Below are 24,386 nucleotides of genomic sequence, written 5' to 3' on the forward strand. Positions count from 1 at the left end.
AGCGCACCCCCTCCGCGCCTCCGCACGAACCAAATAAAAAGGCCGCCGGCGAGGGGAGTCGCCGGCGGCCATGAGCGCTTAAGCTAAAAGAAGGGGTCACACCCGCAGATCGTATCGGTCCGCGTCCATCACTTTGGTCCAGGCGGCAACGAAGTCCTTCACGAACTTCCCCCCCGCATCGTTCGAAGCATAGACCTCGGACACCGCCCGAAGTTGTGAGTTCGATCCGAACACCAGGTCAGTCCGCGTCGCGGTCCATCGTTGCTCGTTCGTGTTGCGGTTGGTCCCCGCAAACTCCTCGTCACCGGCTTCGTCGATTTCCTTCCACGCCGTGCCCATGTCGAGCAGATTGACGAAGAAGTCGTTGGTCAGCTGCCCCGGCCGGTCGGTCAGCACGCCGTGCGCCGAGCCGCCATGATTGGCGCCCAGCACGCGCAGGCCGCCCACCAGCACCGTCATTTCGGGCGTGCTCAGCCCCAGCAACTGCGCCCGGTCGATCAGCAACTCCTCGGTCGGCACGCTGAACCGCACCGAGAGATAGTTGCGGAATCCGTCCGCCTTGGGCTCGAGCACGTCGATATTGCCGATTTCGGTCTGCTCGGCGGTCGCGTCCGTGCGGCCCGGCGAGAAGGGCACGGTCACGTCCTGCCCGGCATCCTTCGCTGCCTTCTCGACCGCGGCAGAGCCACCCAGCACGATCAGGTCGGCGATGCTGACCTTCTTGCCCGCCCCGGCACCGTCGAAGTCGCGCTTGATGCCCTCATAGACCTCCAGCACCCTGGCCAGCTTCGCCGGCTCGTTGACCTCCCAGTCCTTCTGGGGCGCCAGGCGGATGCGCGCGCCATTGGCGCCGCCGCGATGGTCCGAACCGCGATAGGTCGCGGCCGATGCCCAGGCCGTCCGCACCAGCTCGGCCACGCTCAGCCCAGATGCCAGGATCTTCTGCTTCAGCGCCGCCACATCGCCGCTATCGATCGGCGTATAGTCCGCCTTGGGGATCGGATCCTGCCAGATCAGGTCCTCGGCCGGCACGTCGGGCCCGAGATACCGCACCTTCGGCCCCATGTCGCGGTGGCACAGCTTGAACCAGGCGCGGGCAAAGGCATCGGCGAACTGGTCGGGATTGTCCCGGAACCGCTCGTTGATCGCGCGGTACGTCGGGTCCGCCTTCATCGCGATGTCGGCGGTAGTCATCATCGTCGGCAGGCGCCGTTCGGGGCTGTGCGCACCGGGCGCGAGGTCCTCGGGTGCCTGGTTGATCGGCTGCCATTGCTTGGCCCCCGCCGGGCTGCGCACCAGTTCGTACTCGTAGTCGAACAGCATGTGGAAAAAGCTCATGTCCCAGGTGATCGGCGTCGGCGTCCACGCGCCTTCGATGCCGCTGGTGATGGTGTGGTCGCCCACGCCCGACTCATGCCCGCTCTGCCAGCCAAGCCCCTGCTGCGCGATATCGGCGCCTTCCGGCTCCGCACCGACCAGCGAGGCGTCGCCCGCACCATGCGCCTTGCCGAAGGTATGGCCGCCCGCGACCAGCGCCGCGGTCTCCTCGTCGTTCATGCCCATCCGGGCGAACGTCTCGCGGATGTCGCGCGCCGACTGAATCGGGTCAGGATTACCGCCTGGCCCTTCGGGATTGACGTAGATCAGGCCCATCTGGATCGCGGCGAGCGGGCTTTCCAGCACCATCTCACGCTCGGGCTGAATGCGCGTCTGGTTGTCGGCATGGCCGACCCATTGCTCCTCGGTGCCCCAGTAAATGTCCTTTTCGGGCTCGAACACATCGGCACGGCCGCCGCCGAAGCCAAAAACAGGTCCGCCCATCGACTCGATCGCGACATTGCCGGCCAGGATCATCAGATCGGCCCAGCTCAGCTTGCGGCCATATTTCTGCTTCACCGGCCAGAGCAGCCGGCGTGCCTTGTCGAGATTGCCATTATCCGGCCAGCTGTTGAGCGGCGCGAAGCGCTGCGACCCGGAAGAGGCACCGCCGCGCCCGTCGCCGCTGCGATAGGTGCCGGCGCTGTGCCAGGCCATGCGGATGAAGAACGGGCCGTAATGCCCGTAATCGGCCGGCCACCAGGGCTGGCTGTCTGTCATCAGCGCGGTCAGGTCGCGCTTCACCGCCGCGAGGTCGAGCGTCTTGAACTCGGCGGCATAATCGAAATCGTCGCCCATCGGATCGCCCGACAGGCCGTTTTGCTGGAGGATGTCCAGCGACAGCTGGTTCGGCCACCAGTCGCGGTTGGTCCGCCCGAGAAGGGATCGCAGCGCGGCAGGCTCTTTCATCGGGCAGCCCAGCGGGTCGCCGCTCGTCTTCGCGTCCATGTCGGTATCCTCTCGTGGTTGAACCTTCTTCACGGAACCTAGACTCGGCACCGTGCGGGCGGAAACGACTTAACTCGGTTAGTGCGAACGGGGAAATCGATCAGAGACGAAAGAAGGGGCGGGGGGTGGAAGGGCGCGCCTGACGTAGCCGGCGTGTCGCGTCCTCCTGCTATGGTTGCCGCCCACAGTTTTTGTGCATTTTCTGTCGTATTGTCACAAAAAATCCACAGCCTCCGCATAACGGACCCTCCGTGACGCGGTTTCACCGCGTTTCCGGCTTTAATCACCAAAAGGGGAAATTCGATGTTCCGCTTCACGCGACTTTCGTCGCGCGCAGCTCTGCGCGCGTTGCTGATGCTCGGTTCGACCGCGGTCGTCGTCATGGCGGCGGCGCCTGCCGGCGCTCAGGATTACACCAACATTTCCGCCTCGGGCCGGGTAACCTCGATGGACGGCGCGCCGATCGCCGATGCGCAGGTGAAGATCACCTCCTCGGACAAGGGCGTCAGCCGCACGGCGACGACCGATGGCGCTGGCGCCTATACCATCCCGCAGCTCTCGCCCGGCAATTACGATGTCACCATCACGGCGGACGGCTTCACGGCTTATAGCGAGTCCAGCGTGCCGCTGACGCGGGAGACCGGCGGGGCCAACAGCTACCGCCTGGTCCCGGAGTCGCAAAATGGCGACATCGTCGTGACGGGTGCGCGCCAGCGCGTCGCGGATTTCCAGGACACCACCGTCGGGAGCACGATCAACCTTGCGTCCCTCACGCAGCGCGTGCCGATCGGGCGTTCGCTGCGCGACGTGATGCTGCTGACGCCGGGCACCGTGCAGGGTTCGTCGCCCTCGAACGGCGGCTTTGCCAACCAGGTCTCGATTGCCGGCGCTGCATTCACCGAGAACGCCTTCTACATCAACGGCCTGAACGTCACCGACTTCGTCTCGGGCGGCCAGCCGACCGAAGTGCCGTTCGACTTCTACCAGACGGTCGAGGTCAAGACCGGCGGCGCCCCGGCGGAATTCGGCCGCGCGACCGGCGGCTATGTCGTCGCGACCACCAAGTCGGGCTCGAACGAATATCATGCGAGCGTGACCGGCATCTGGGAACCGGATGACCTGCGCGGCAATGCGCCGTCGACCCGCACCATCGACTATCGCCACGCCACCGCCAGCCGCAAGGAACTGATCCTTCAGGCCAGCGGCCCGATCATCAAGGATCACCTGTTCGTCTATGGTCTCTACAATATGCGCGACATCCGCTCGATGACGCCGCAGGCCAATCAGAACAACGCAACCGGCGTGACGAATACGAGCCCCTTCTGGGGCGGCAAGATCGACGGCTATATCACGGGTGACCATCATTTCGAGTTCACCTATTTCGACACGACCAACGATACGCATAACCGCAGCTACAATTGGGACCGGACCAACCACACGCTCGGCAACAAGACGGGCGGTACCAATGCCCGGGCGGGCGGCATCAATTATGTCGGCCGCTACACCGGCACCTTCACGCCGTGGCTGACGCTGTCGGGCGCGTACGGCGTCAACAAGCTGCGCTCGGGCAATCTTCCGCTCGACACCGTCAATCCGCAGGTCGTCGATTACCGGAAGGACCCGGCTGGCATCCAGATCGGCCTCAACAAGGTGACCGACGCCTTCAGCAGCACCGATGACCAGCGCGAATTCTACCGTGTGGACGCCGACCTGCAATTCCATCTGTTCGGGTCGCACCATGTCCGCATCGGCTACGACCATGAGAAGGACACTCAGGCGCAGACCTTCCAGACGATCGGCGCCGGCGCGTTCAAGATCTTCGCCGTCACCGCCGATTCCGCCGCGCGCATCGGCCTGCCGGTCGGCACGGAATATTATACGACGCGCGTCTATGCCCAGAACGGCATCGCGCATGTCCGCAACGAGGCCTATTATCTGCAGGACCAATGGTCGCTGCTCGACAATCGCCTGCGCCTCGATCTTGGCCTGCGCAACGACCGCTTCAGCAATCAGGGCGTCAACGGCAAGTCCTTCTTCGAATCGGGCAACCAATGGGCGCCGCGCGTCGGCGCTTCGTTCGATCCGCTGGGCGACGGGCGCACAAAGATCTTCGGCTCCTATTCGCAATATTATCTGCCGATGGCAGGCGACATCAACCTGAACGTCGCCGGCAGCCTGGTCACCTACACCCGCTATAACCGCTTCAACGGCGTCAGCGGCGCGGGCAGCATCCCGGCCGAGGGCGCCCCGATCCTGTCAGTCGTCAACACGACCGCCTGCCCCGATACCGGGGTGCGGAACTGCGAAGTTTCGGCCGATGGTTCGGCGTTCAACCCGGCCGGCGCCATCGCCACCAACATCAAGCCGCAGTCGAGCAACGAGTTCATCCTGGGTGCCGAGCATCAGTTCGGCGATCATGTGCGGATCGGTGCCTATTTCACGCACCGCGAGTTGAAGGACGTGATCGAGGACATCTCGATCGACGCCGGCGCACGCGCCTATTGCGTCGGCAAGGGCTTTACCGCCGCTGCGTGCCAGTCGGCCTATCCGGGCGGCAGCCAGTTCGTCATCGCCAATCCCGGGCGCGACGTGACGGTGCAAATCAACAAGCTGCCCGACGGCTCGACGCCGACGGTGACGCTGAAGGCGGCCGACCTGGGCTATCCCAAGCCGAGCCGCAATTACAACGCGCTGACGCTGACCTTCGACCGCAGCTTCGACAAGAAATGGAGCCTGGCCGGCTCCTACACGCTCGCCTTCGACAAGGGGAATTACGAGGGCGGCGTGCGATCGGAGAATGGCCAGCTGGCGATCAACCGCACCGCCGACTTCGACTCGCCGGGCTTCGTCAACGGCGCTTATGGCTATCTGCCGAACGATCGCCGCCACACCTTCAAGGCCTATGGCAGCTACCGTCTGCTCGACATGCTGGATCTGGGCGCCAACGCCGTTCTCCAGTCACCCGTGCATTACAGCTGCATCGGCGCGGTGCCGGTCAATGTCGATGCCTATGCGAACACCTATCACGGCTATGCCTATTATTGTCAGGGCAAGCTCATTCCGCGCGGCACGGCGTTCACCGGCGACTGGCTGACTCAATTCGATGTCAGCGCGGTCGTCCATCTGCCATTGCCCTATGGGGTCGACGCGTCGGTGCGTCTCGACGTGTTCAACCTGTTCAACAGCCATGCGGTGACGTCGTATAACAATTTCGGCGAACTGGGCGACGGATCGGCTAACCCCGACTATCGAGCGCCGGTCAATTATCAGACGCCGCGCTCGGTGCGGCTGACGGCCCGCTTCGGCTTCTGAGGCCATATCCCCGGGGCCGGCCCGCGCGGCCGGCCCCGGGCATCCCGCTTGCAAAAACCCGGACACCAAGCATGGTCGGCCGGAACAGCGGGCTAGCGGGAACAAGCACGATGGAGGGGGCGATAGAGAAACGATCACAACGCCAGCGCGAAATCATGTCGCGGCTGCGAAGCGGACGGACATTGTCGGTGACGGCACTCGCGGCGGATCTCGCCGTGTCGGACGAGACGATCCGCCGCGAACTTCGCGCGCTCGAGGATCATGGGGTCATCATCCGCGAACATGGCGGCGCGCGCATGACGGCGCCGGTCCATGAGGGGCCGCTACATCAGCGGATGGAGGAGAATTCGGACGCCAAGCTGCGCATTGCCCGCGCGGCCGCCGAGTTCGTCCTGGACGGCGCGATCCTGTTCATCGACTCCGGCACGACGAGTTGCTTCATCGCGCGGCAGCTGGTCGACCGGCGGGCGCTGACCGTCATCACCAATTCGCTGCGCGTGGCGAACGATCTCGGCGGCATCAACAACAACCGCCTGTTCCTCGCTGGCGGGCAGATGGACTATGATTATCGCGCCTTCTCGGACCATCACGCGCAGGACTTTGTCCGCGGTTTCACCCCGCACCTTGCGATCCTGTCGGTCGGCGGGATCAGCATCGAGCGCGGGTTGATGGATTTCCATCCCGGCGAGGCGGAGATGAGCCGGATCGCCTATGCCACGTCGAAGCAGGTATTGCTCGGCGCCGATTCATCCAAATTCGGCCGCTATGCGCTGATCCAGACGGCGGCGCTCGGCGAGGTCGATATTCTCGTCACCGACCGGCCGCTCGAAGACGACTATGCCCGGGCGTTCGCTCACGCCGAGGTCGTTGTCGCCTGACGCTCCTTGACGGCGCGCATCAGCGGTATCCCGACCAGCAGCATCAGCAGCGCGCCCGAACCCGCCACCGCCGCCTGGAGCAGCCAGAAGGACGGTGGCGCCATGCGCTCGTAATAGACGCCGCTGAAGCCGACCCATAAATGCGCGAAGAAGCCGTGCAGGTAGAATAGGCCCATCCAGAATCCGACCAGCCGGCGCGGCGCGACGCCGGCGATCAGGCTCAGGCCGGAGGGCCAGATCAGCACGATCGCGCTGTCGATCAGCAGGAGATAGCAAAGCGCCCATGGCAGCGACAGCGGCGCCCCGCCACTGCTCGCGCTGCCGACCGCGAGAAGCAGATATCCCGCCGCGCAGCATAATCCGCCCAGCAGGACCTGCACCACCGGACCGATCGCGATGCCGCGCCGCTCGAGCGCGCGGATCGCCAGCTGCGATCCGGCGATCAGCGCCAGCGTGAAGACGCCGTCGAGCGACAGGAACCAGGCGACCGGCATCGTCCACTCGGCCACCCGCAGGTCGACCTGGGTGCGCGCCCATAGCAGGAAGATGTTGCCGAGCTGTTCATAGGCCGCGAAGCACAGATAGATCGCGGCCAGCGTGACGATCAGCAGCGCGGTCGTGGCGAGCGGCGCGCGCGGCGCGCCGGCCGGCACGGCCACCGTCGCCGCGCGCTCCGGTTCGCCGCCGATGCGCAGATAGAAGACCAGTCCCAGGACGACCGCGGCGATGGCCGCGCCGATCGCGTTGACCGGCCCCGCCACCACCGCCACGGCGCCGCAGGCCAGCGGGCCGCAGATCACCCCTGCATTCAGGAAGCCGAGATAGACGGCATAGCCGCGCCGCCGCTGCGCTTCGTCGCGGAACAGCAAGCCGACCTGTGCCGACAAATTACCCTTCAGCAACCCGGTGCCGATCGCGAAGGGGATCAGGCCGATCAGGAAGCTGTGTTCGCTCAGCATCATCATCAGGCCGAGCAGCATGCCGACCCCACCGGTCACCACCATCATTCGCCGGCTGCCGATCAGGTCGCCCACCAGCCCGCCGAACGGGATCGAAAGATAGATCAGCGCATTGGCATAGCCATAGAGCTGGGAGGCGAGGGCGATGCTGGAGACCGGGCCGAACAGCGCGGTGCTCGCCGCGCGAACGGCCGACGCCCCGATCACGCGCGACAGGTCGCCCACCAGCACCCGGTCGACCAGGATCAGCACGAGCAGCGACTTTACGCCGTACATGGCGAATCGCTCCCAGAACTCCATCGCTGCAAGCGACAGGAAGCGCGGGTCCAGTATCTTGACGTCCGCCGCCGCGTCTTCGCCCGATTCCATCTCGTCCGCCCTCATCGAGCGGAGCCCTAGGCAGGCTTGGCAACATGATGATGACAGTAGCGGAGGACGGCTCAGGCCGGGTGTGGGAAGGCCAAAGCGGGTTCGCTGACACCGGGCGCGCCGGTCTCGACATGCCCCGCCAGGCGCAGGCGTACCCCATTCTCCGCGGTCAGCATCAGATCGTACCAGCGATGGTCGGCGAGCGTGACTGGCCGTTGCGCTTTCGCGCCCGCGGGCACCGCGACCTGCTCGCTGGTGCCGCGATGGGCGCAGTGCAGCGTCATGGCGACCGCGTCATCGCCGCGATTGGCGAGGCGCAGCGTGCCGCCTGTCCCATCCTCACGCCAGGCGATTGCCGCCTCGACCCGCGGCGCGTTCCCATGGCCTCGGAACTCGCGGTGGAAACCGTCGGGCCCGCGCACGACGATCGCATGCGGCCGGTCCCGGCGGAGCGGCCAGGCTTCCTCGAGCTGCGAGGTCGCGGCGACGGTGAAATAGCGCCAGCCGGAAAACAGGGTTTCGTCCTGCACCCCGAACACAATCCCGACCGACCCCCGATTCTCGAAGCGCAAGGTCAGGCCGGCGTCGGACCAACTGGGTTCGACGGCGAAGCGGTACGGCAGCGGCCGGGCCCGGCGTGTTCCGGGCTCCTGCGCCGGTACGCCGTTGCCCTTGGCGATCGCCGGTGCAGGGGCGCCGGCGCACAGCCGCTCGGTTTCGGCGATATAGCCTGCGACCGAGGGCAACGCCGCCGCCCAGCCCGTGTCGAGACGCGCTTCGCGCGACACATCGAAGTCGAAGATCGAGGTCAGATCGCCGCACACCGCGCGACGCCAGGGCGAGATATTGGGTTCGGCCACGCCGAAGCACTTTTCCAGGAAGCGCAGCACGGAGGTATGGTCGAAAAGCTGCGAGTTCACCCAGCCGCCGCGCGTCCAGGGCGAGATCACCAGCATCGGCACGCGCGGGCCGAGCCCGACCGGCTCGCCCTGATAGGTCTCGCTGCGCACATCGACATTGCTCGCGCCATAGCTCGGCTCTATCGCCGGCATGGGCGCTGGCACATGATCGAAAAACCCGTCATTCTCGTCATAGTTCAGGATGAAGGCGGTCTTCGCCCAGACTGTCGGGTTCGCCGCGAGCGCCGCGACGAGGTTGCCGATCAGCACTTCGCCGAAGGGTACCGGCGCATCGGGATGCTCGCTCATCTGCATCATCGGCACGATCCAGGAAACCGAGGGCAGGCGATCGGCGGCGACGTCCGCGGCGAAGGCAGCGATCAGATGCCGTGCCTGCGTCTTTTCCGGGTCGGCGGGTGCCGCGCCGCCGATCCAGTCGACATAGGCCCGCCCGCGCCGGTAGCGCGACGATGCCGGATCGAGCTTCCGGAACTCCTTGAAATAGCCGAGCGGATTGTCCGAATAATTGGCCAGCTCCTGATAGACGCGCCACGAGACGCCGGCTTCCTCCAGCCGCCCTGCGTAAGTGCGCCAGGGCAGCCCCTCGGTCGCGTCGTCCTTCGTCATGTCCGCGCCGGGGTTGCCGTCGGTGCCGCCATTGGTGACGCAATAAACCCCTTCCTGCCCGACGCTGAGGCCGTTCGTGCCGGAAAAATGATAGAGGCGGTTGGGACCGGTCGGCCCCTGCAGCGAGCAGTGATAGCTGTCGCAAATGGTGAACTGGTCGGCCAGCGCGTAATAATAGGGAATGTCGGCGCGGGTCAGATGCGCCATGGTGAGCGGCCCTTTCTGGTCCGCCCACACGTCCCAGTTGCGCCAGCGCGCCTGGCTGTCCTTCCAGCTATGGTCGAGGCCGGTGAAGCACCGCGCGTTGCTGCTGTCGTAGTCGAGCCGGAACGGCCAGGCGATCTGTCCCCCGTCACGATCCGCGCGGCGTTGCGCCCAGACCGGCTTACCACCCGGCAGCGTTACCGGGCGCGGATCGCCAAAGCCGCGCACGCCGCGCAACGTGCCGAAATAATGATCGAACGATCGGTTCTCCTGCATCAGGATCACGACATGCTCGATATCCGCGATCGAGCCGTGCCCGCCCAGTCGGCGCAACCCCTGTGCCGGCTCGCTGGTGGCGATGGCGGCTCCGGAGGCACCGAGGAGAAAAGCCCTGCGGTCGATCGTCACGCGTGTTTTCCTTTATCTGATCCCGCCGGCGCGGCGGTATTGGTCGAAGCGGCCCCGCAGCTAGCCGCGCTATGTGGAAGAGATGTGACGAGACTCCAGGTTTTTTGGAATTTCTGAGCGGAACGGTCATTGCGTCAACACAGGCGCGTGCCTGCCGGCGACGATGCGCGCTCGCGGTGCGAGGAACGCGGCACCCGCAGCTAGACTAGCGTGAGGTCGAATCGCTGGGAGGTCGAATTCCCGGACGGGGCGCCGGCTCTCGGAACGGCGTTGCATCGGTTTTCCGACCTTTTTTACGCGATTTTTTTCTTGCCTGCATGGAGCGCGAGGACGGCATTTTGGGCCGTATCGGACCTTTTATCCCTGTCTTGTCAAAGGGTTAAGTTGAAAATACCGCGCTGTTTTGGCACAAGTACTGCCACTTGACTAAGTGCATTTGCGGTTTTAGAAATATTCACTGTGGTTGTAATTTAAAAATACAACTCAAGATCCCGCTTCGGATCTTGTCTGGCCGTAGACCATGAATGTGGCCAGGATATTTGCGATCAATTGAATAAAGGCACAGCCTTTTCGGGAAACCGCGCCCATTTGTTGGGGCGGTACTTAGTGGGGATTTGAGTCATGAAGAAGATTTTAGCCGGTGCGTTCATCACCATCGGCCTTGCTGCGGGCTCCTCGGCGGCATTTGCCCAGTCTTCCGCGACAGCCACGGCGACGGGAAGCACGACTATCGTGCAGCCGCTCACCCTGACCAAGAATGTCGACCTCTCCTTCGGCCGTATCGTCAAGCCGAGCACCGGGAGCGGCACCGTCGCCATCGCCAACACGGCGGACGCTGTGACCGCCGGCTCGGGTGCGATCGCCCTGAGCGGCATCACCACGACGCGTGCCAAATTCACCATCGATGGCGAAGGCGGCCAGGTCGCTACCGTCAGCGTGCCGACCAGCTTCGACCTGGCGCTCAGCACGGATGCCACCAAGAAGATCACCATCACGCTCGCGCCGGATCTGGGCGCCACGACGACGCTCAGCAACGCGCTCGGCGCGGCTGGCACCCAGACTCTCTATGTCGGCGGCAATTTCGCACTGCCCTCGACGCAGGTGACCGGTGCCTATAGCGGCACCTTCGACGTGACGGTTGCCTATCAGTGATCCGCTAGCGGATTGTAGGGAACGATGGACATGGGCAAGGACCGCCGCCGGGCAATGCGTCACTGGGCCATTGTCGTGGGGGCGGTCCTTGCGGTGTCACCGCCGTCACCGGTCGTCGCGCAAGGTCAGCGTGCCGCGGCAGGTGGCGCGGTGGAGATAAGTGAAGCCGTCGGTGCCGGGATCGCGTATGACCTGTTGACCGATATCCTCTCCACCGTGTTCCTGTCGGGGCGTACCGGCGATTCCGTGTCGCTGCTTCTGCCCGAACGCTCTGGCTCCGGGAGCCGTCTTCCCAACGAGGTCGTGGTGCTGTCCACCGCTTATTACAGGATGGATGTCGCGTCCGGTGTTGCGCGCGCCATCGTGGCGAACCCCGACGCCAAGGTCGGCCTCACGCCACTACGGGATGGCGGCGGCCCGGACAATTTCCTGGTCCTTGCCCAATTCAACTGACCGCTAGCAGATAGGCACTCGCGCGATGATCGAGGTTCATGAAGTCCATACGACGCAGGGCCCTCCCGCCCTTGCGCGCGCCGCGGTCGCTGCCACCACCGCTTTCGCCCTGTGCGTCCTGTGCGCCGGCGCTGCCGCCCAGAATGCGTCGCAAACGACCGCGGCGCCACCGCCGCCCGTTGCGGGCGGGGCGGAGACCGGTGTCGCGAACATCAATCTCACGCCGCGCCGAATCATCTTCGATCGCACCAAGCGCAGCGACACGGTCTATGTCTTCAACCAGGGCAATGCCGCCGTGACGGTCGATGTCGCGCTGATCGACAATGTGATGCTGCCGTCCGGCGAGATTCTGCCGGTGGCGCGCGCGGCCGAGAAGGGCCCGGCCGCGGTCGCCGCCGCTGCGTCGGTGCGCTCGGCCAAGCTCCTGCTGCTGGCGGTTCCTAGCCGCCTGACCTTGCCGCCCGGCCAGGGCAGGGTGATCCGAATCCGCGCCAGCCTGCCGGAATCGACTGACGTCGTGGAATATCGCACCCACCTCACCGTCGCCACGCTGCCCACGCCCGATTCCGGCCTCACCGCTGAACAGGTCGCGGCGACAACGAGGGGCGAGCTGGTGTTGAGGGTCCAGTCGATCTTCGGCGTGTCGATCCCGCTTATCGTGCGAACGGGAGCGGCCAATGCGACCGCGACCTTGGGCGCCATTGCGGCGAGGCCGGAAGGCGACAAGCCAGTGCTGGAAATACCGGTCATGCGCCAGGGAACGACGTCGCTCTATGGCGATCTCGAAGTGCGGGCCGGAACGGGCGGGACCGGGGAGGTCGTCGGCCTCGTCCGTGGTCTCGGCGTTTATCCGGAGGTCGACGAACGCCTGGCCCGAATCCCCCTGTCGCGTGCCTTGCGCAAGGGCGAGGCGGTGACGGTCAGCTATTTCACCGCGGACGGCAAGCCTGGCGAGCTTGCCAGAAGGACGTTCACCGTACCCTGAAATGTTGGTCGAGCCTGTGGCATTTGCCCTCCTGGTGGCCGCGCCCGGCCCGTCAGGAGACGGCTGGGTTGCGCCCGCGCAACTCGTAAACGCGTCGGTCCTGTCCGATCAGTTGCTGCTCTTTGCTGTGCAGATCGACCATGCAACTCTGACGGATGCGCTGACTGCCTATGGCGATCCTGCGGACCCGTTGATTCCATTTGGCGAGCTGTCCCGTCTGCTCGATCTTCCGCTTGAGGTACATCCGGACACCGGGCTCGTGACCGGGCGGCTGGGCGAAAGCCAGCGCGCGCTCACGATCGACCTGTCGGCGGGGACGGCCCGGCTCGGCGGCGGCGTCATCGCCATCGGCCCGGCGGACGTCAAGGTAACGGGTACCGACATCTACCTCAGAGCGTCGCTGGTTCAGCGGCTGCTTCCCATTACCATAATCTCGTCGCCGGAGGATCTGGTGCTGGTCCTGACTGCCACTGAAAAGCTGCCGTTCCAGTCCCGGCGCGAACGGGCGCAGCGCATGGCCGGCCTTTCCGGCCCGCCCGATCCGGCCGATCAGGTGCTGCGCGTCGCCACGCCCTATCGCTGGCTCGGTCGCCCCGCCTTCGATATCGGGCTGGAACTGGGCAACGATAGCGGTCGCGCGCGGCCGATTACGCGGCTGGAAGGAAGGATCGCGCTCGACATGGCGCGCGCCAGTGTCACCGGCTATGTCGCGACCGACGATCTAGGACATCTCTCGACGGCGCGCCTGCGGGCCGAGCGGCGATCGATCGACGGCGATCTCCTCGGCCCGCTGCACGCGAGCTTCGTCGCCGCCGGCGATGTCTACACGCCCGCGCAGGCGCTCGGTCCGCGCAGCACCGGCGGCGCTGGCATCACGCTGTCCACCGCGCGGATCGGGGATACCAGCGTCTTCCAGCGTATCGACCTGCGCGGCGAATTGCCGATCGGCTATGATGTGGAGCTCTATGTCAATGACGTGCTGCGCAATGGCGAGCAGGGCGTGAAGACTCAGGGTCGTTACGATTTCACGGATGTGCCGCTGGTGCGCGGCCGCAACATCATCCGCATCGTGCTTTATGGCCCCCGGGGGGAGCGCGCCGAACAGACCCGTGTGATCAATGTCGGGGGCGGTCAGCTCGCTGCGGGACAAACCGTGATCGACGCCGGCATCGTCGTCCAGGACCGGCCGGTCCTTCCGCTGTCGAGCGACGATGTCCTGCCTGGCGAGCGCGACCGTGGTTCAATGCGCGCGGTGCTCAGCCTCGCTCATGGCCTTACCGCGGGATTGACGCTCAGCGCCGGCCTGTCGCGTTATACGGATATGTCCGGCCGCCGGCACGACGTGGTCGCCGGAGGTGTCCGGACGTCGCTCCTCGGCATGTCGGTGCAGGCCGATGCGGCGAAGGACATCGCAGGGGGCGTCGCCGCGTCGCTGGCTGCCGCCGGGCGTGTCGGAGGTCTCAACCTCGTCGCCCGGCACGTCGAATATTCCGGGGTCTTCGCAGACGAGGCCAATGCCATCTGGGACGTGTCCCGGCCGCTCCGGCGCTACAGCGAGCTGGTTTTCGATGTCTCCCTGCCTTTGCCGGGCGGCGCTCGGCTGCCCTTTTCGGGCCGGTTCGACCATGCCCGGTTCGCGGACGGCGGTACCAGTTTTTCCGCGCGGGGCCGCACGACCCTGAGCGTCGCCAATACGCTGGTAGCGGTGGCCAATGATTACACACGCCGCACGGGCCCGGGTTTCAAGGCGGACCAGTTCAGCGGAACCGTCGCCGCCTCGCGTTTCGTCAACTACCGATGGCAATTGCGCGCCAGCGCCGACTACGAGATCAGGCCAAGCCTCACGCTGCGCGACCTGGGGTTGACCGCCGACCGGGCCATCGATGATCGGTATAGTTTGCGTTGGGGTGCGACGCGGGTCTTCGGGCGGGGCGGCGGCACGACGCTGCAGGCTGGGCTCTCGGCGCATTTGCCTTTCGCGGACGCGACCCTTGGGGCGGATTACGCGACCGGCCAACGGCGCTGGCGGGTTGCGTTGCAGCTCAATTTCGGCCTGGTCTATGATCCGTTCGGCCGGCACTATCGCGCGACGGCGCCCGGTCCAGCCAATGGCGGCAGCGCGGCGCTGGTCGCCTTTGTCGACGCCAACGCCAACGGCCTCCCGGATCCGGGCGAGGCGCCCGTCGCCGGCGTCGTGCTGCAGGGCGCGGGCCGCCCGGTAACGACCGACGCCCATGGCCGCGCCTTCGTGACGGGGTTGGGCGACGGGGCCGGCGCCATGCTGCGCGCCGACACGTCCGGTGCCGACACGGTGTTCGTCAGCTCGCCGCCGCAGGGCATCGCCTTTACCCCGAGGGCCGGGGATGTCGCCCGGATCCTCTACCCGATGGTGCCCAGCTCCGAACTCGTCGTCCGCCTCGGTTTTCGACAGAAGGACCGCAGCATGACCGGTCTTTCCGCGGTGCGTATCCGTCTGGTCCCCGTCTCGGGGGCGGCCATATCGGGCGTCACGGAATTCGACGGCTCGGCGGTGTTCGATGCGGTGAAGCCCGGCACCTACCGGATCGAGCTGGATCCGGATCAGGCCGAGCGCCTCGCAATGAGCCTCGCAGCGCCGGTCAAGGTCATGGTCGGCACCGATGGACGAACCCTCGTCGCCGAGGGCGAAATCCTCTTCAACCGGAGTGCGCAACGATGATCCGTCTCCTCTTCTGGGCCATTGTCGCGCTGTATGCCGCCATTGCCTGCGCCGACCCGGCCAGCGCGCAGAAGGTCACCGTTGCCTCGATATCGACGGCTGATTTCGGTAACGTCGCAGCGGCCGCCGGCGGTCAGACCCTCCTGCGGACCGATCCGGCGAGCGGCACGGTCTCGCGGATCTCCGGCGCCGGGACCAGGCTCTCGACCGCGGCGGTTCGGTCGCTCGTCACCGTCGAATGCAACAATTCGAAGAAGTGCGACGACAATGACGTGCTGGTGACGATCACGACGACGAGTGCCCCTACGGGTCGCGCGGCGGCGCTGCAGAATTTCACGGTGTCGACATCGGGCGCAACCGCCGTGATCGTCACGCCACCCGGGAGCGGCAGTTCGATTTCCTTCACCATCGATCCGCTTGGCCGCGGTGAGACCAGGACATTCTGGGTCGGTTTCGATCTACCGGTTCAGGGGAACGACACAGCCGCCGCGACGGGGCTGGCCACGGCCGCCTTCGTCGTGACCGTCTCGCGCACGAATGGCGCTGGTCAGGCAAGCGTTTTGGCGGGCTTGGTCCAGGCGCGCATATTCCGCGCGCTGGCCATCACGGCGTCGCAGAACCTGGCCTTTGGGCGGATCAGCAAGCCTTCGAGCGGGGCCGGGACCGTCAGCCTCGCCCCGGCCACCGGCGCGGTCACCGTATCGGGCATCGGCGTGAAGGCGCTCGGCTCGTCTGCATCCGCCGCGGGGGCCTTCATCATCAGTGGGGAAGGCGGGCAGAGCGTCTCGGTATCGGTGCCGAGTTTTACCATGACCGGAGCGACCGGCAGCATTACCGTGACCACCAATCCGACCGTGAGCGGCGCGCAGGTGCTCAGCGGCGCGCTCGGCGCGGCCGCCACCTTGCCGCTCCAGGTCGGCGGCAGCTTCAACCTGTCCGCCGCCACGCCGGCGGAAAGTTATAGTGGCAGCGTGACCGTTACCGTGCAGTATAACTAGACCGATGCCTTGACCGGGCACGTTGCCCCGACCCGGTTACTCCTCGAACAACGGTGCCAGCCGCCCGGTAATCCGCTCCAGCACCGTCGCCCCCGTAAGATCGGGCTCGAACGCCTCGCCCGTGATCGTCTCGAACGCCTCGGCATAGATCGCCGAGGTGCCCAGCACGAGCTCCTGCGGAATCGCCGGGATCGGGTCGACATAGGGGTCGCACCGCGCCGCCACCCAGGCGCGGATGAAGTCCTTGTCGAAGCTCTCCGGCCGCTCTCCGGCCGCGAACCGCTCCGCATAGCTTGCCTGCTTCCAGTAGCGGCTGCTGTCTGGCGTGTGGATCTCGTCCGCCAGGATGATCTTGCCGTCGGGGTCGACGCCGAACTCGTATTTGGTGTCGGCCAGGATCAGCCCGCGCTCGGCCGCCATCGTCTGGCCGCGTGCGAACAAGGCAAGCGCGGTGGCGCTGATCTCCTCCCATTGCGCGGGGGTGAGCAGCTTGTGTTCGAGAATCTCGGCCGGGGTCAGCGGCGCGTCATGCCCGCCGTCGAATTCCTTGCTGGTCGGGGTGATGACAGGCTCGGGCAGGGCCTGATTGTCGCGCATCCCGTCGGGCAGGGTCATGCCGTACATGCTGCGCTGGCCCGACCTGTACAGCGTCAGGATCGAGGTGCCCGTCGTCCCCGCGAGATAGCCGCGCACCACGATCTCCACCGGCAGGATGTCGAGCCGGCGGCACAGCAACACATTGGGGTCGGGATAGCCGAGCACATGGTTGGCGCAGATATCGGCGGTCTGCTCGAACCAGAAGCGCGCCGTTTGAGTCAGGATCTGCCCCTTGAACGGCACCGCGCAGAGGATCCGGTCGAACGCGCTAAGCCGGTCGCTCGCGACGATCACCCGGCGCCCGTCCGCCAGATCGTAATTGTCGCGCACCTTGCCGCGATAGTGCTTTGGCAGCTGCGGGATCGTCGCATCGTCGAGCACGCGCGTGGCGTAAGCGGCAAGGTCTTGGGGCGACATGCGGGGGTCCTTGTTGGGGCAGGCGGGGCGTTCGTAGAGGAAAACCTGGCTTGCTGGAAACACTCCTCTCCGTTCGTGCTGAGCTTGTCGAAGCACTGTTCTTCCCTTCGGCGGAAGAAAGAACAGCCCTTCGACAGGCTCAGGGCGAACGGGGGTGGGGGAGGCGCAAGGCAGAGCGCAACCGCCCGTCGTTCAGCCCTCGTCGCCCTCCGGCCGCGCCTTGGGCGGGTGCAGCCGCACCCGTTCCACCCGGGTCGGCTCGGCCTCGATCACTTCGATCGTCCAGCCGCTGTCATGCTGGATGCATTCGCCCGCCTGGGGCACATGCCCGGCCAGCACCGCGGCGAGCCCGCCGATCGTGTCGATGTCGCCGTCTACCTCCAGCTCGGTGCCGATCGTCTCCGCGACATCCTCCAGCTCGGCGCGCGCATCGGCTTCCCACGCGCCGCCATCGAGTGGGATCAGCAGCGCCTCGGGCGCGTCGTCATGCTCGTCCTCAATGTCGCCGGTGATCTCCTCGATCAGGTCCTCGATCGTGACGAGCCCCTCGGTCCCGAAATATTCGTCGAGCACGATGGCGAGATGCACCCGCTTCTGCCGCATATCGGCCAGCAGATCGAGCGCCCCGCGCGACATCGGCACGTACAGCGGCTCGCGGATCAGCCCCTCCAGGGTCGCCGGGTGCTCGGCGCCGGTCGCCAGGATGTTGAACACGTCCTTCAGATGAATCATGCCGATGATCGTATCGAGCTTCTCGCGGTACACCGGCAACCGGCTGTGCCCCGCCTCCGCGAACAGCTTGATCAGGGCGTCGAAGCTGGTCTTCTCCTCCACCGCGACGATGTCCGCGCGCGGCACGCCGACATCGCCTGCGTCGCGCTCGCCGAAATGCAGCAGGTTGCGCACCATCTGGCGCTCGAGCGGGGACAGGTCGCCGGCCGCGTCGGGTCCGGGCTCGTCCTCATGCGCGTCGATCGCTTCTTCGAGCTGCGCGCGGAGCGAATCATCCCCCGGACCGCCAAAGATGAAGGAGCGGAAGGAGCGCCATATGCTGCCTTCCTGGGTTCCGGCGCCGTCCGCGTCTCGTCCGGTGCCGCTGCTACTGTCGCCTTCGGGCATATTAGTGTGTCAGTCCTCGCGTATCAGATAGGGGTCTTCGAGCCCGAGAGAAGCGAGCGCTTCGGTCTCGATCCGCTCCATCGCCTCGGCCTCATGATCTTCCATATGATCATAGCCGAGTAAATGCAGTGTGCCATGCACGATCAAATGAGTCGCATGATCCTCGATCGGGATATTCTTCTCGGCCGCCTCGCTCGCGCACACGCCGTACGCCAGCACGATATCGCCGAGCAGCACTTCGCCATCGTCCGAATTCTGGTCGATCGTCTCAAGCAGATCGGCCTGCACCATCGGAAAGCTCAGCACATTGGTCGGCTTGTCCTTCTGCCGGTACTGCGCGTTGAGCGTCTGTACTTCCTCATCGGTGGTAAGCCGCACCGAGATCTCGACCAGCGCCGGCGCGGTCAGCATCTCGCCATGCTCGGTCCGCTCCATCGCCGCGGACGCGGCGCGCAGGGCAAGCGCTTGCCAGTCGGTGGCCTCCGGCCAGGGCGATTCGATGGAGATGGCTGTTTCAAGCACAGGGCCATATTCCCCGTTCGTGCTGAGCTTGTCGAAGCACTGTTCTCCCCTTTGCGCCGAAGAAAGAGCAGCCCTTCGACAAGCTCAGGGCGAACGGGAGGGAGGAGATGAACATCTCGGTCACGTATCCCGACCTTCAGATGATAATAGCGCCAACTTGATGACGGCCCTTTTGGAGGTGTCGAGCCTAGTGGCGAGTTCCGCAGCGAGGGCAATCACTTCAGCGTCGTCGATCATCCAGCCTTTGCTGGTATTCCCAAGATGCTGCTGGGTCGCCCTCAGCGATTCAAGCTTCCGCACCTGCGCCGTATTTGCGGTCAGCACACGTCGGGATAAAGCAAGCTTGTTATGCATCCACACCCTCATATGCCTCGACGATCCGCCCGACGATCGGATGCCGTACCACGTCGCCCGACCCGAACCGGCAGATCGACAGTCCCTCGACTCCCTCCAGCCGACCGACCGCGTCGTTCAGCCCCGACGCCGCCATGCCGCCGGGCAAATCGGTCTGCTTGGGATCGCCGCACACCACCATGCGGCTGTTCTCGCCGAAGCGGGTCAGGAACATCTTCATCTGCGCCGGCGTGGTGTTCTGCGCTTCATCCAGGATGATGAAGGCATCGGCCAGCGTCCGCCCGCGCATGAAGGCGATCGGCGCGATCTCGATCTCGCCCGACAGGATGCGCCGCTCGACCTGTTCCGCCGGCAGGCAATCGTTCAGCGCGTCGTACAAGGGGCGGAGATAGGGATCGACCTTCTCCTTCATGTCGCCCGGCAGGAAGCCGAGCTTCTCGCCCGCCTCCACCGCCGGCCGCGACAGGATCAGCCGCTGCACGCTGCCGGTGATCAGCTGCGCGACGGCCTGCGCCACCGCGATATAGGTCTTGCCGGTGCCCGCTGGCCCGAGCGCGAAGATGATGTCGTTGTTGAGCAGTTCGCGCATGTAATGCGCCTGTGCGATGGTCCGCGGCACGATCGTCTTCTTGCGCGTGCGGATCATGATCTGGGGCCCGCCGACATCGGCGCGGACGATGCCTTCGAGCGTCGGCTCGGCGGACATGGTGATCACTGCCTCGACCAGACCCTGATCGACTCGTTCGCCGCGCACGATGCGATTGTACAAGCCTTGCAACACATCCCGCGCCTCCGCGACCGACTCTGCTGTGCCTTCCAGGCCGACGCGATTGCCCCTTGCCGTGATGTACACGCCAAGCCGGCTCTCCAGCTGCAACAGGTTCTTGTCGAACTCCCCAAACAGCTGCGGCATGAGTTGGGGCTTGTCGAACACGATCTCGGCACGGCTGCGATCACCGGACTGGGCTTGGACAGGCTTGCGGCTCATGCGGTTCCTTCAGGCGGGAGGAAAGGAGGCGACTCACCCGAACGGACCGCGCGGTGCGGTGTTCCGGGGGAGGGGCGAGTCAGCTGCATCCGCCCGCGAGTTTGGCAGAGCGCACGCGCGGTGCACAGAGGAAAACGGGCAACACTGCCGATCTTTCGGCAACGAAGCTCTCCCCTCCCTGCAGGGGAGGGGCCGGGGGTGGGTGGCGAGCGCAGCGAGCTCTCCGAACGTTCCGACAGAAGCGACGATCGGGGCATCGAGCCCCGCTCGCCGCTGACCCACCCCAGCCCTCCCTTGTAGGGAGGGAGTAAGTCATGCCTCGACCTGCACCCGCTCGACACCCGACACCGAATTCGGCCAAGCCGCCTCGATCTCCACCTCGACCATATCCCCGATCGCCCCACCAGACACGAGGTGCACCGATTGCAGCCACGGGCTCTTGCCGATCAGCTGGCCCGGCAGCTTGCCCTTGCGTTCCAGCAATATCTCGCAGGTCCGGCCGACGGTCGCCTTGTTAAACGCCTCCTGGTCGCGGTTGATCGCTGCCTGCAGCCGCTGCAGCCGTTCGTCCATCACCTCGGCCGGAATCTGCTCGCCCATGTCGGCTGCGGGCGTGCCGGGGCGGGGGCTGTATTTGAAGCTGAACGCCTGGGCATAGCCGACGGCGTCGACCAGGCTCAGTGTCTCCGCGAAATCGGCCTCGGTCTCCCCCGGGAAACCGACGATGAAGTCGCCCGACAGCGCGATGTCAGGCCGCGCCGCGCGGACGCGGTCGAGAATGCGCAGATAGGAATCGCGGCTGTGGCTGCGGTTCATTGCCTTGAGGATGCGGTCGCTGCCCGCCTGCACCGGCAGATGCAGGAACGGCATCAGCTTCGCCACGTCGCGGTGCGCGTCGATCAGGCCCTGAGTCATGTCGTTGGGATGGCTGGTGGTGTAGCGGATGCGCGCCAGCCCCTCGATCCGGTCGAGTTCGCGCGCCAGCGCGTCCAGCCCGCCGGTGCGGCCGGCCGCGTCCTCGCCTTCCCATGCATTCACATTCTGCCCCAGCAGCGTGATCTCGCGCGCGCCGGCATCGACCAGCGCCTTCGCCTCGTCGACGATCGCGGCCCAGGGCCGGCTTACCTCCGCGCCGCGGGTATAGGGCACCACGCAATAGGTGCAGAATTTGTCGCACCCTTCCTGCACCGTCAGGAACGCCGATGGCGGCACGCGGCGGCGGGCGGGCAAATGGCCGAACTTGGTCTCGACCGGCATGTCGGTGTCGAGCGCGGCTTCGCCCCGCGCGGCCTTCGCCACCAGTTCGGGCAGGTTGTGATAGGCCTGCGGGCCGACCACCACGTCCACCTTCGCCCGGCGCACGATCTCCGCGCCTTCGGCCTGCGCGACGCAGCCCGCGACGGCGATCATCGGCGTCCGGCCGTGCTTCCGCAGGCGGCCGATGTCGGAATAGACCTTCTCGGTCGCCCTTTCCCGGATATGGCAGGTATTGAGCACGATCAGGTCGGCGGCATTGGCATCGTCGGTCGCGGTCATCCCGTCGGCGGCCATGAGTTCGCTCATCCGGTCGCCGTCATACATGTTCATCTGGCAGCCGAACGACTTGACGTGGAAGGTCTTGGGGGAGGGTTTCATGATGCGGCGCCTATAGGCCGAGGCAGGCGGTGCCGCAAATCCCTCTATTGTCCTTGTTTGTGGCCGCACTCGTCCAGAACGGCGCGCGCGCCTTGCTGCGCCCATGTCGGTGCTTCGGGGTTCGCCATGACCTCCCGCGCCAAGGCCAGCCGGCGATCGTCCACCGCCTCCTTCCCGCCGGCCGCGAAAAGGGCATTCCGCAAGATGAGTTCGTCGACAATCTCGACGTCGGTCATTTTGCGGTGCGGATAGAATAAGAGGTCGCTGCTCCAGGTGTCGGGGAAATTTCGGTCGAGCAGGGCACTGAAGAATGCGGCATTCGGCTCTTCTCCCCGGCCGATCGCCTCGACGACTGCCACCAGTTCCGCTTTGCTGAGGTCGAGGAGCAGGGGCGGTGGGCCCTTTGCCGCGGCTTCGGCAAATTCCTGCTCGCTGATCCAGCTATAGAGTTCGAAGAAGATGCCGCTGTCATAGGCCTGACCGGACAGAGCATTGATTTCGGCGATCAAGGCTTCACAATCCTCATCATAGTCGAGCCTCCGGACAACGGCCCGGATCAACGGTTCCAAGCTGTTCACCAGCGCCGGCTCCGGCGGTCGTCCGAGGCACAGGATCCGCTCGCTCATGATCGAACCCTAGGATCCCTGCACTGGGATCGACTGCTCCGGCGCTTCGTAGCGTACCGCGTCGACCGCGTAAGCGAACGGCCGAAGCGGATGGCCCAGCGACGCCATCAGCGCTTCCTCGATCCGCCGTCGGCTCTCCGCCGCGATCGCCTTGCGCCCGGGAAAGTCGCGTGGATGGAACGGCTCCAGGAAATGCACCTTCATCCGGAAGGAGCCCCGCCTGGACAACAGGCGCTTGGCATTGTCGATACCGGCCTCGAGGCCGATCCACCCGACTTCCTCGCCCACCGCGCCGTAATCGAGCAATACCGGCTGGACGAGCACGCCCGGCGGCGGCGGTTCGAGCACCCGCAGCATCGGCGTCTTGAACGGCAGCAGCGACTTGCCGTCGGTCGTCGTCCCTTCCGGAAACACCGTGACCGACCAGTTGTCGGACAGCGCATCGCGCAGCTGGTTGATCTGCTCGGCCACGCCCATGCGGTTTTCGCGCTTCACATAGACGGTGCGGTTGAGCGTCGAGAGCCAGCCCACCACCGGTGCCTCGCGGATCTCTTCCTTGGCGACGAAGGCAGTGCCGCTCTGCCCGGCGATCGCCAGGATATCGATCCAGCTCAGATGGTTGGAGATATAGAAGACGTCGCGCTTGAGCGGCACGCCGACCCGCTCGACCCGCGCCCCGGAGATGCGGCCGGCCCAAGCGAGGAAGATCCGCGGCCAGGGCGATCCGATGCGGAGCAGGCGCCACAGATAATGGAGCGGCACGGTGACCAGCAGCCCGAGGATCAGCCCCGCGGCGCGCAGGGCGATCCGGGTCCAGCCCAGCGCGTCGATCGGGGTGGGTCTGCCTGCCGCTGCCTCGGCACGCCTCAGGTCGGCGCTGGACAAGGATCAGGACTTGCGGTCGAGAGCGACGCCGTACAGTTCCATGCGATGGTCGACGAGGCGGAACCCCAGTCGTTCGGCGATCGCCTTTTGCAGCTGCTCAAGCTCGGGATCGACGAACTCGATCACCTTGCCGGTCTCGACGTCGATCAGGTGATCGTGATGCGATTCAGGGGCAGGCTCGTAGCGCGAACGGCCATCGCCGAAATCATGACGGTCGAGGATGCCGGCTTCCTCGAACAGGCGCACCGTGCGGTAGACGGTCGCGATCGAGATGCCGGGGTCGATCGCCGATGCGCGGGCATAGACCTTTTCGACATCGGGATGGTCCTCGGCTTCGGACAATACCCGCGCGATGACGCGGCGCTGGTCGGTAATCCGCAGGCCCTTTTCATTGCACAGGGCTTCGAGATCTATCTTGCGTGCCATGGCCCGCATGTAGTCTCTTTGGGCTTATTGATAAAGGGCGACCGACTCGCAATAAGCCGAAGCCCCCCTTCCCGTCGGGGGGAAGGGTCGGGGGACTCCTGAAGCTGATGGCCGGTCAGCGCGTCGTCTTGCGGCGCTTCGTGCCCAGGCCGATCTTCTTCGCCAGGGTGCGGCGCTGTTCGGCATAGTTGGGGGCGACCATCGGATAGTCGGCCGGCAGGTTCCACTTGGCGCGGTACTGTTCGGGCGTCATCTGATAATGCGTCATCAGGTGGCGCTTCAACATCTTGAGTTTCTTGCCGTCCTCAAGGCAGACGATAAAGTCCGGCTTGATCGAGGAACGCACCGAAACCGCAGGTTCCTGCTTCACTTCCGGCACCGGCGCAGCGCCGCCAAGGCCTGCGAGCGCACCATGTACGTTGGCGATCAGCACCGGCAGGTCCGAAACGGCCACGCTATTGTTGCTGACATGTGCTGCGACAATATCCGCGGTCAGCGTTATCAAGGTTTCCTGCAGTTCGCTCTGCGTATCCATTATATTCCTTTCGAC

General features: G+C 65.5%; 20 protein-coding genes. 7 read left to right on the top strand and 13 right to left on the bottom strand.

The genetic code is table 11. The features are described 5' to 3' along the window. Window positions 1–96 precede the first annotated feature (96 nt). Entirely contained in the window at window positions 97–2,325 is a 2,229-nt protein-coding gene (gene katG, locus ACZ1I5_RS03580) for a catalase/peroxidase HPI (RefSeq protein WP_465172370.1), read from the bottom strand. Window positions 2,326–2,628: 303 nt separating this feature from the next. Between katG and ACZ1I5_RS03585 the strand changes: the two genes are divergently transcribed. Together ACZ1I5_RS03585 and ACZ1I5_RS03590 are read left to right on the top strand one after the other, a co-directional pair. Beyond that, entirely contained in the window at window positions 2,629–5,637 is a 3,009-nt protein-coding gene (locus ACZ1I5_RS03585; RefSeq protein WP_465172371.1) for a TonB-dependent receptor, read from the top strand. 110 nt (window positions 5,638–5,747) lie between these two features. Beyond that, a complete protein-coding gene (locus tag ACZ1I5_RS03590) occupies window positions 5,748–6,515 on the top strand; it encodes a DeoR/GlpR family DNA-binding transcription regulator (protein WP_465172372.1) in 768 nt (255 codons plus the stop codon). On the opposite strand, the gene ACZ1I5_RS03595 is transcribed toward ACZ1I5_RS03590, so the two are convergent. After that, window positions 6,491–7,858: an MFS transporter gene (locus tag ACZ1I5_RS03595; RefSeq protein WP_465172373.1), complete on the bottom strand. Its 1,368-nt coding sequence runs from the start codon at window positions 7,856–7,858 to the stop codon at window positions 6,491–6,493. The two genes, ACZ1I5_RS03590 and ACZ1I5_RS03595, sit on opposite strands and share 25 nt — an antisense overlap. A gap of 56 nt (window positions 7,859–7,914) precedes the next feature. Then, on the bottom strand, window positions 7,915–9,981 hold the full coding sequence (locus ACZ1I5_RS03600) for a phosphocholine-specific phospholipase C (RefSeq protein WP_465172374.1): 2,067 nt from the start codon (window positions 9,979–9,981) through the stop codon (window positions 7,915–7,917). A 621-nt stretch (window positions 9,982–10,602) separates the two neighbouring features. Between ACZ1I5_RS03600 and ACZ1I5_RS03605 the strand changes: the two genes are divergently transcribed. The 5 genes from ACZ1I5_RS03605 to ACZ1I5_RS03625 are packed head-to-tail and all read left to right on the top strand — an operon-like array spanning window position 10,603 to window position 16,267. Further along, the gene (locus ACZ1I5_RS03605; protein WP_465172375.1) at window positions 10,603–11,133 is read left to right on the top strand and encodes a DUF4402 domain-containing protein; all 531 of its coding nucleotides are present in this window, start codon (window positions 10,603–10,605) and stop codon (window positions 11,131–11,133) included. A gap of 30 nt (window positions 11,134–11,163) precedes the next feature. Further along, window positions 11,164–11,586, top strand: a complete 423-nt coding sequence (locus ACZ1I5_RS03610) for a hypothetical protein (protein ID WP_465172376.1) — start codon at window positions 11,164–11,166, stop codon at window positions 11,584–11,586. Window positions 11,587–11,611: 25 nt separating this feature from the next. Then, window positions 11,612–12,571: a hypothetical protein gene (locus ACZ1I5_RS03615; protein WP_465172377.1), complete on the top strand. Its 960-nt coding sequence runs from the start codon at window positions 11,612–11,614 to the stop codon at window positions 12,569–12,571. A gap of 16 nt (window positions 12,572–12,587) precedes the next feature. Further along, window positions 12,588–15,269 carry a hypothetical protein gene (locus ACZ1I5_RS03620; protein ID WP_465172378.1) on the top strand — a complete coding sequence of 894 codons (2,682 nt, stop codon included), beginning with the start codon at window positions 12,588–12,590 and terminating at the stop codon, window positions 15,267–15,269. Further along, window positions 15,266–16,267, top strand: a complete 1,002-nt coding sequence (locus ACZ1I5_RS03625) for a DUF4402 domain-containing protein (RefSeq protein WP_465172379.1) — start codon at window positions 15,266–15,268, stop codon at window positions 16,265–16,267. The genes ACZ1I5_RS03620 and ACZ1I5_RS03625 overlap by 4 nt, the downstream gene beginning before the upstream one ends. Window positions 16,268–16,303: 36 nt before the next feature. Here the strand turns inward: ACZ1I5_RS03625 and ACZ1I5_RS03630 are convergent, their stop codons facing one another. The 10 genes from ACZ1I5_RS03630 to ACZ1I5_RS03675 form a co-directional block, all read right to left on the bottom strand. After that, complete coding sequence (locus tag ACZ1I5_RS03630) at window positions 16,304–17,281, bottom strand: phosphoribosylaminoimidazolesuccinocarboxamide synthase (protein WP_465172380.1); 978 nt, start codon at window positions 17,279–17,281, stop codon at window positions 16,304–16,306. 192 nt (window positions 17,282–17,473) lie between these two features. Next, window positions 17,474–18,400, bottom strand: coding sequence for a hemolysin family protein (locus ACZ1I5_RS03635; protein WP_465172381.1), 927 nt, complete (start codon window positions 18,398–18,400; stop codon window positions 17,474–17,476). A 9-nt stretch (window positions 18,401–18,409) separates the two neighbouring features. Continuing rightward, window positions 18,410–18,922 (bottom strand): rRNA maturation RNase YbeY, encoded by a 513-nt coding sequence (ybeY, locus tag ACZ1I5_RS03640; protein WP_465172382.1) that lies wholly within the window; start codon window positions 18,920–18,922, stop codon window positions 18,410–18,412. Window positions 18,923–19,042: 120 nt separating this feature from the next. Beyond that, window positions 19,043–19,276 carry a hypothetical protein gene (locus ACZ1I5_RS03645; protein ID WP_465172383.1) on the bottom strand — a complete coding sequence of 78 codons (234 nt, stop codon included), beginning with the start codon at window positions 19,274–19,276 and terminating at the stop codon, window positions 19,043–19,045. Beyond that, window positions 19,269–20,264 (bottom strand): PhoH family protein, encoded by a 996-nt coding sequence (locus tag ACZ1I5_RS03650; protein WP_465172384.1) that lies wholly within the window; start codon window positions 20,262–20,264, stop codon window positions 19,269–19,271. The genes ACZ1I5_RS03645 and ACZ1I5_RS03650 overlap by 8 nt, the downstream gene beginning before the upstream one ends. A gap of 312 nt (window positions 20,265–20,576) precedes the next feature. Then, window positions 20,577–21,899 (bottom strand): tRNA (N6-isopentenyl adenosine(37)-C2)-methylthiotransferase MiaB, encoded by a 1,323-nt coding sequence (miaB, locus tag ACZ1I5_RS03655; RefSeq protein ID WP_465172385.1) that lies wholly within the window; start codon window positions 21,897–21,899, stop codon window positions 20,577–20,579. Between the two features lie 44 nt (window positions 21,900–21,943). Beyond that, a complete protein-coding gene (locus tag ACZ1I5_RS03660) occupies window positions 21,944–22,525 on the bottom strand; it encodes a hypothetical protein (protein ID WP_465172386.1) in 582 nt (193 codons plus the stop codon). A gap of 9 nt (window positions 22,526–22,534) precedes the next feature. Then, window positions 22,535–23,410: a lysophospholipid acyltransferase family protein gene (locus ACZ1I5_RS03665; RefSeq protein ID WP_465172387.1), complete on the bottom strand. Its 876-nt coding sequence runs from the start codon at window positions 23,408–23,410 to the stop codon at window positions 22,535–22,537. A gap of 3 nt (window positions 23,411–23,413) precedes the next feature. Continuing rightward, window positions 23,414–23,836 (bottom strand): Fur family transcriptional regulator, encoded by a 423-nt coding sequence (locus tag ACZ1I5_RS03670; RefSeq protein ID WP_372853105.1) that lies wholly within the window; start codon window positions 23,834–23,836, stop codon window positions 23,414–23,416. Between the two features lie 115 nt (window positions 23,837–23,951). Continuing rightward, window positions 23,952–24,371: a Ros/MucR family transcriptional regulator gene (locus tag ACZ1I5_RS03675; RefSeq protein WP_465172388.1), complete on the bottom strand. Its 420-nt coding sequence runs from the start codon at window positions 24,369–24,371 to the stop codon at window positions 23,952–23,954. Window positions 24,372–24,386: the final 15 nt, after the last annotated feature.

It is taken from the genome of Sphingomonas sp. BL-S-30 (assembly GCF_055521475.1).

Bases quoted from the DNA above. Each gene is read 5' to 3' on its own strand.
- ACZ1I5_RS03625 (WP_465172379.1), top strand. From the start codon at position 15,266: ATGATCCGTCTCCTCTTCTGGGCCATTGTCGCGCTGTATGCCGCCATT.
- ACZ1I5_RS03590 (WP_465172372.1), top strand. From the start codon at position 5,748: ATGGAGGGGGCGATAGAGAAACGATCACAACGCCAGCGCGAAATCATG.
- ACZ1I5_RS03650 (WP_465172384.1), bottom strand. From the start codon at position 20,264: ATGAGCCGCAAGCCTGTCCAAGCCCAGTCCGGTGATCGCAGCCGTGCC.
- ACZ1I5_RS03645 (WP_465172383.1), bottom strand. From the start codon at position 19,276: ATGCATAACAAGCTTGCTTTATCCCGACGTGTGCTGACCGCAAATACG.
- ACZ1I5_RS03615 (WP_465172377.1), top strand. From the start codon at position 11,612: ATGATCGAGGTTCATGAAGTCCATACGACGCAGGGCCCTCCCGCCCTT.
- ACZ1I5_RS03660 (WP_465172386.1), bottom strand. From the start codon at position 22,525: ATGAGCGAGCGGATCCTGTGCCTCGGACGACCGCCGGAGCCGGCGCTG.
- ACZ1I5_RS03635 (WP_465172381.1), bottom strand. From the start codon at position 18,400: ATGCCCGAAGGCGACAGTAGCAGCGGCACCGGACGAGACGCGGACGGC.
- miaB (WP_465172385.1), bottom strand. From the start codon at position 21,899: ATGAAACCCTCCCCCAAGACCTTCCACGTCAAGTCGTTCGGCTGCCAG.
- ACZ1I5_RS03675 (WP_465172388.1), bottom strand. From the start codon at position 24,371: ATGGATACGCAGAGCGAACTGCAGGAAACCTTGATAACGCTGACCGCG.
- ACZ1I5_RS03610 (WP_465172376.1), top strand. From the start codon at position 11,164: ATGGGCAAGGACCGCCGCCGGGCAATGCGTCACTGGGCCATTGTCGTG.
- ACZ1I5_RS03605 (WP_465172375.1), top strand. From the start codon at position 10,603: ATGAAGAAGATTTTAGCCGGTGCGTTCATCACCATCGGCCTTGCTGCG.
- katG (WP_465172370.1), bottom strand. From the start codon at position 2,325: ATGGACGCGAAGACGAGCGGCGACCCGCTGGGCTGCCCGATGAAAGAG.
- ACZ1I5_RS03630 (WP_465172380.1), bottom strand. From the start codon at position 17,281: ATGTCGCCCCAAGACCTTGCCGCTTACGCCACGCGCGTGCTCGACGAT.
- ACZ1I5_RS03595 (WP_465172373.1), bottom strand. From the start codon at position 7,858: ATGAGGGCGGACGAGATGGAATCGGGCGAAGACGCGGCGGCGGACGTC.
- ACZ1I5_RS03585 (WP_465172371.1), top strand. From the start codon at position 2,629: ATGTTCCGCTTCACGCGACTTTCGTCGCGCGCAGCTCTGCGCGCGTTG.
- ACZ1I5_RS03670 (WP_372853105.1), bottom strand. From the start codon at position 23,836: ATGGCACGCAAGATAGATCTCGAAGCCCTGTGCAATGAAAAGGGCCTG.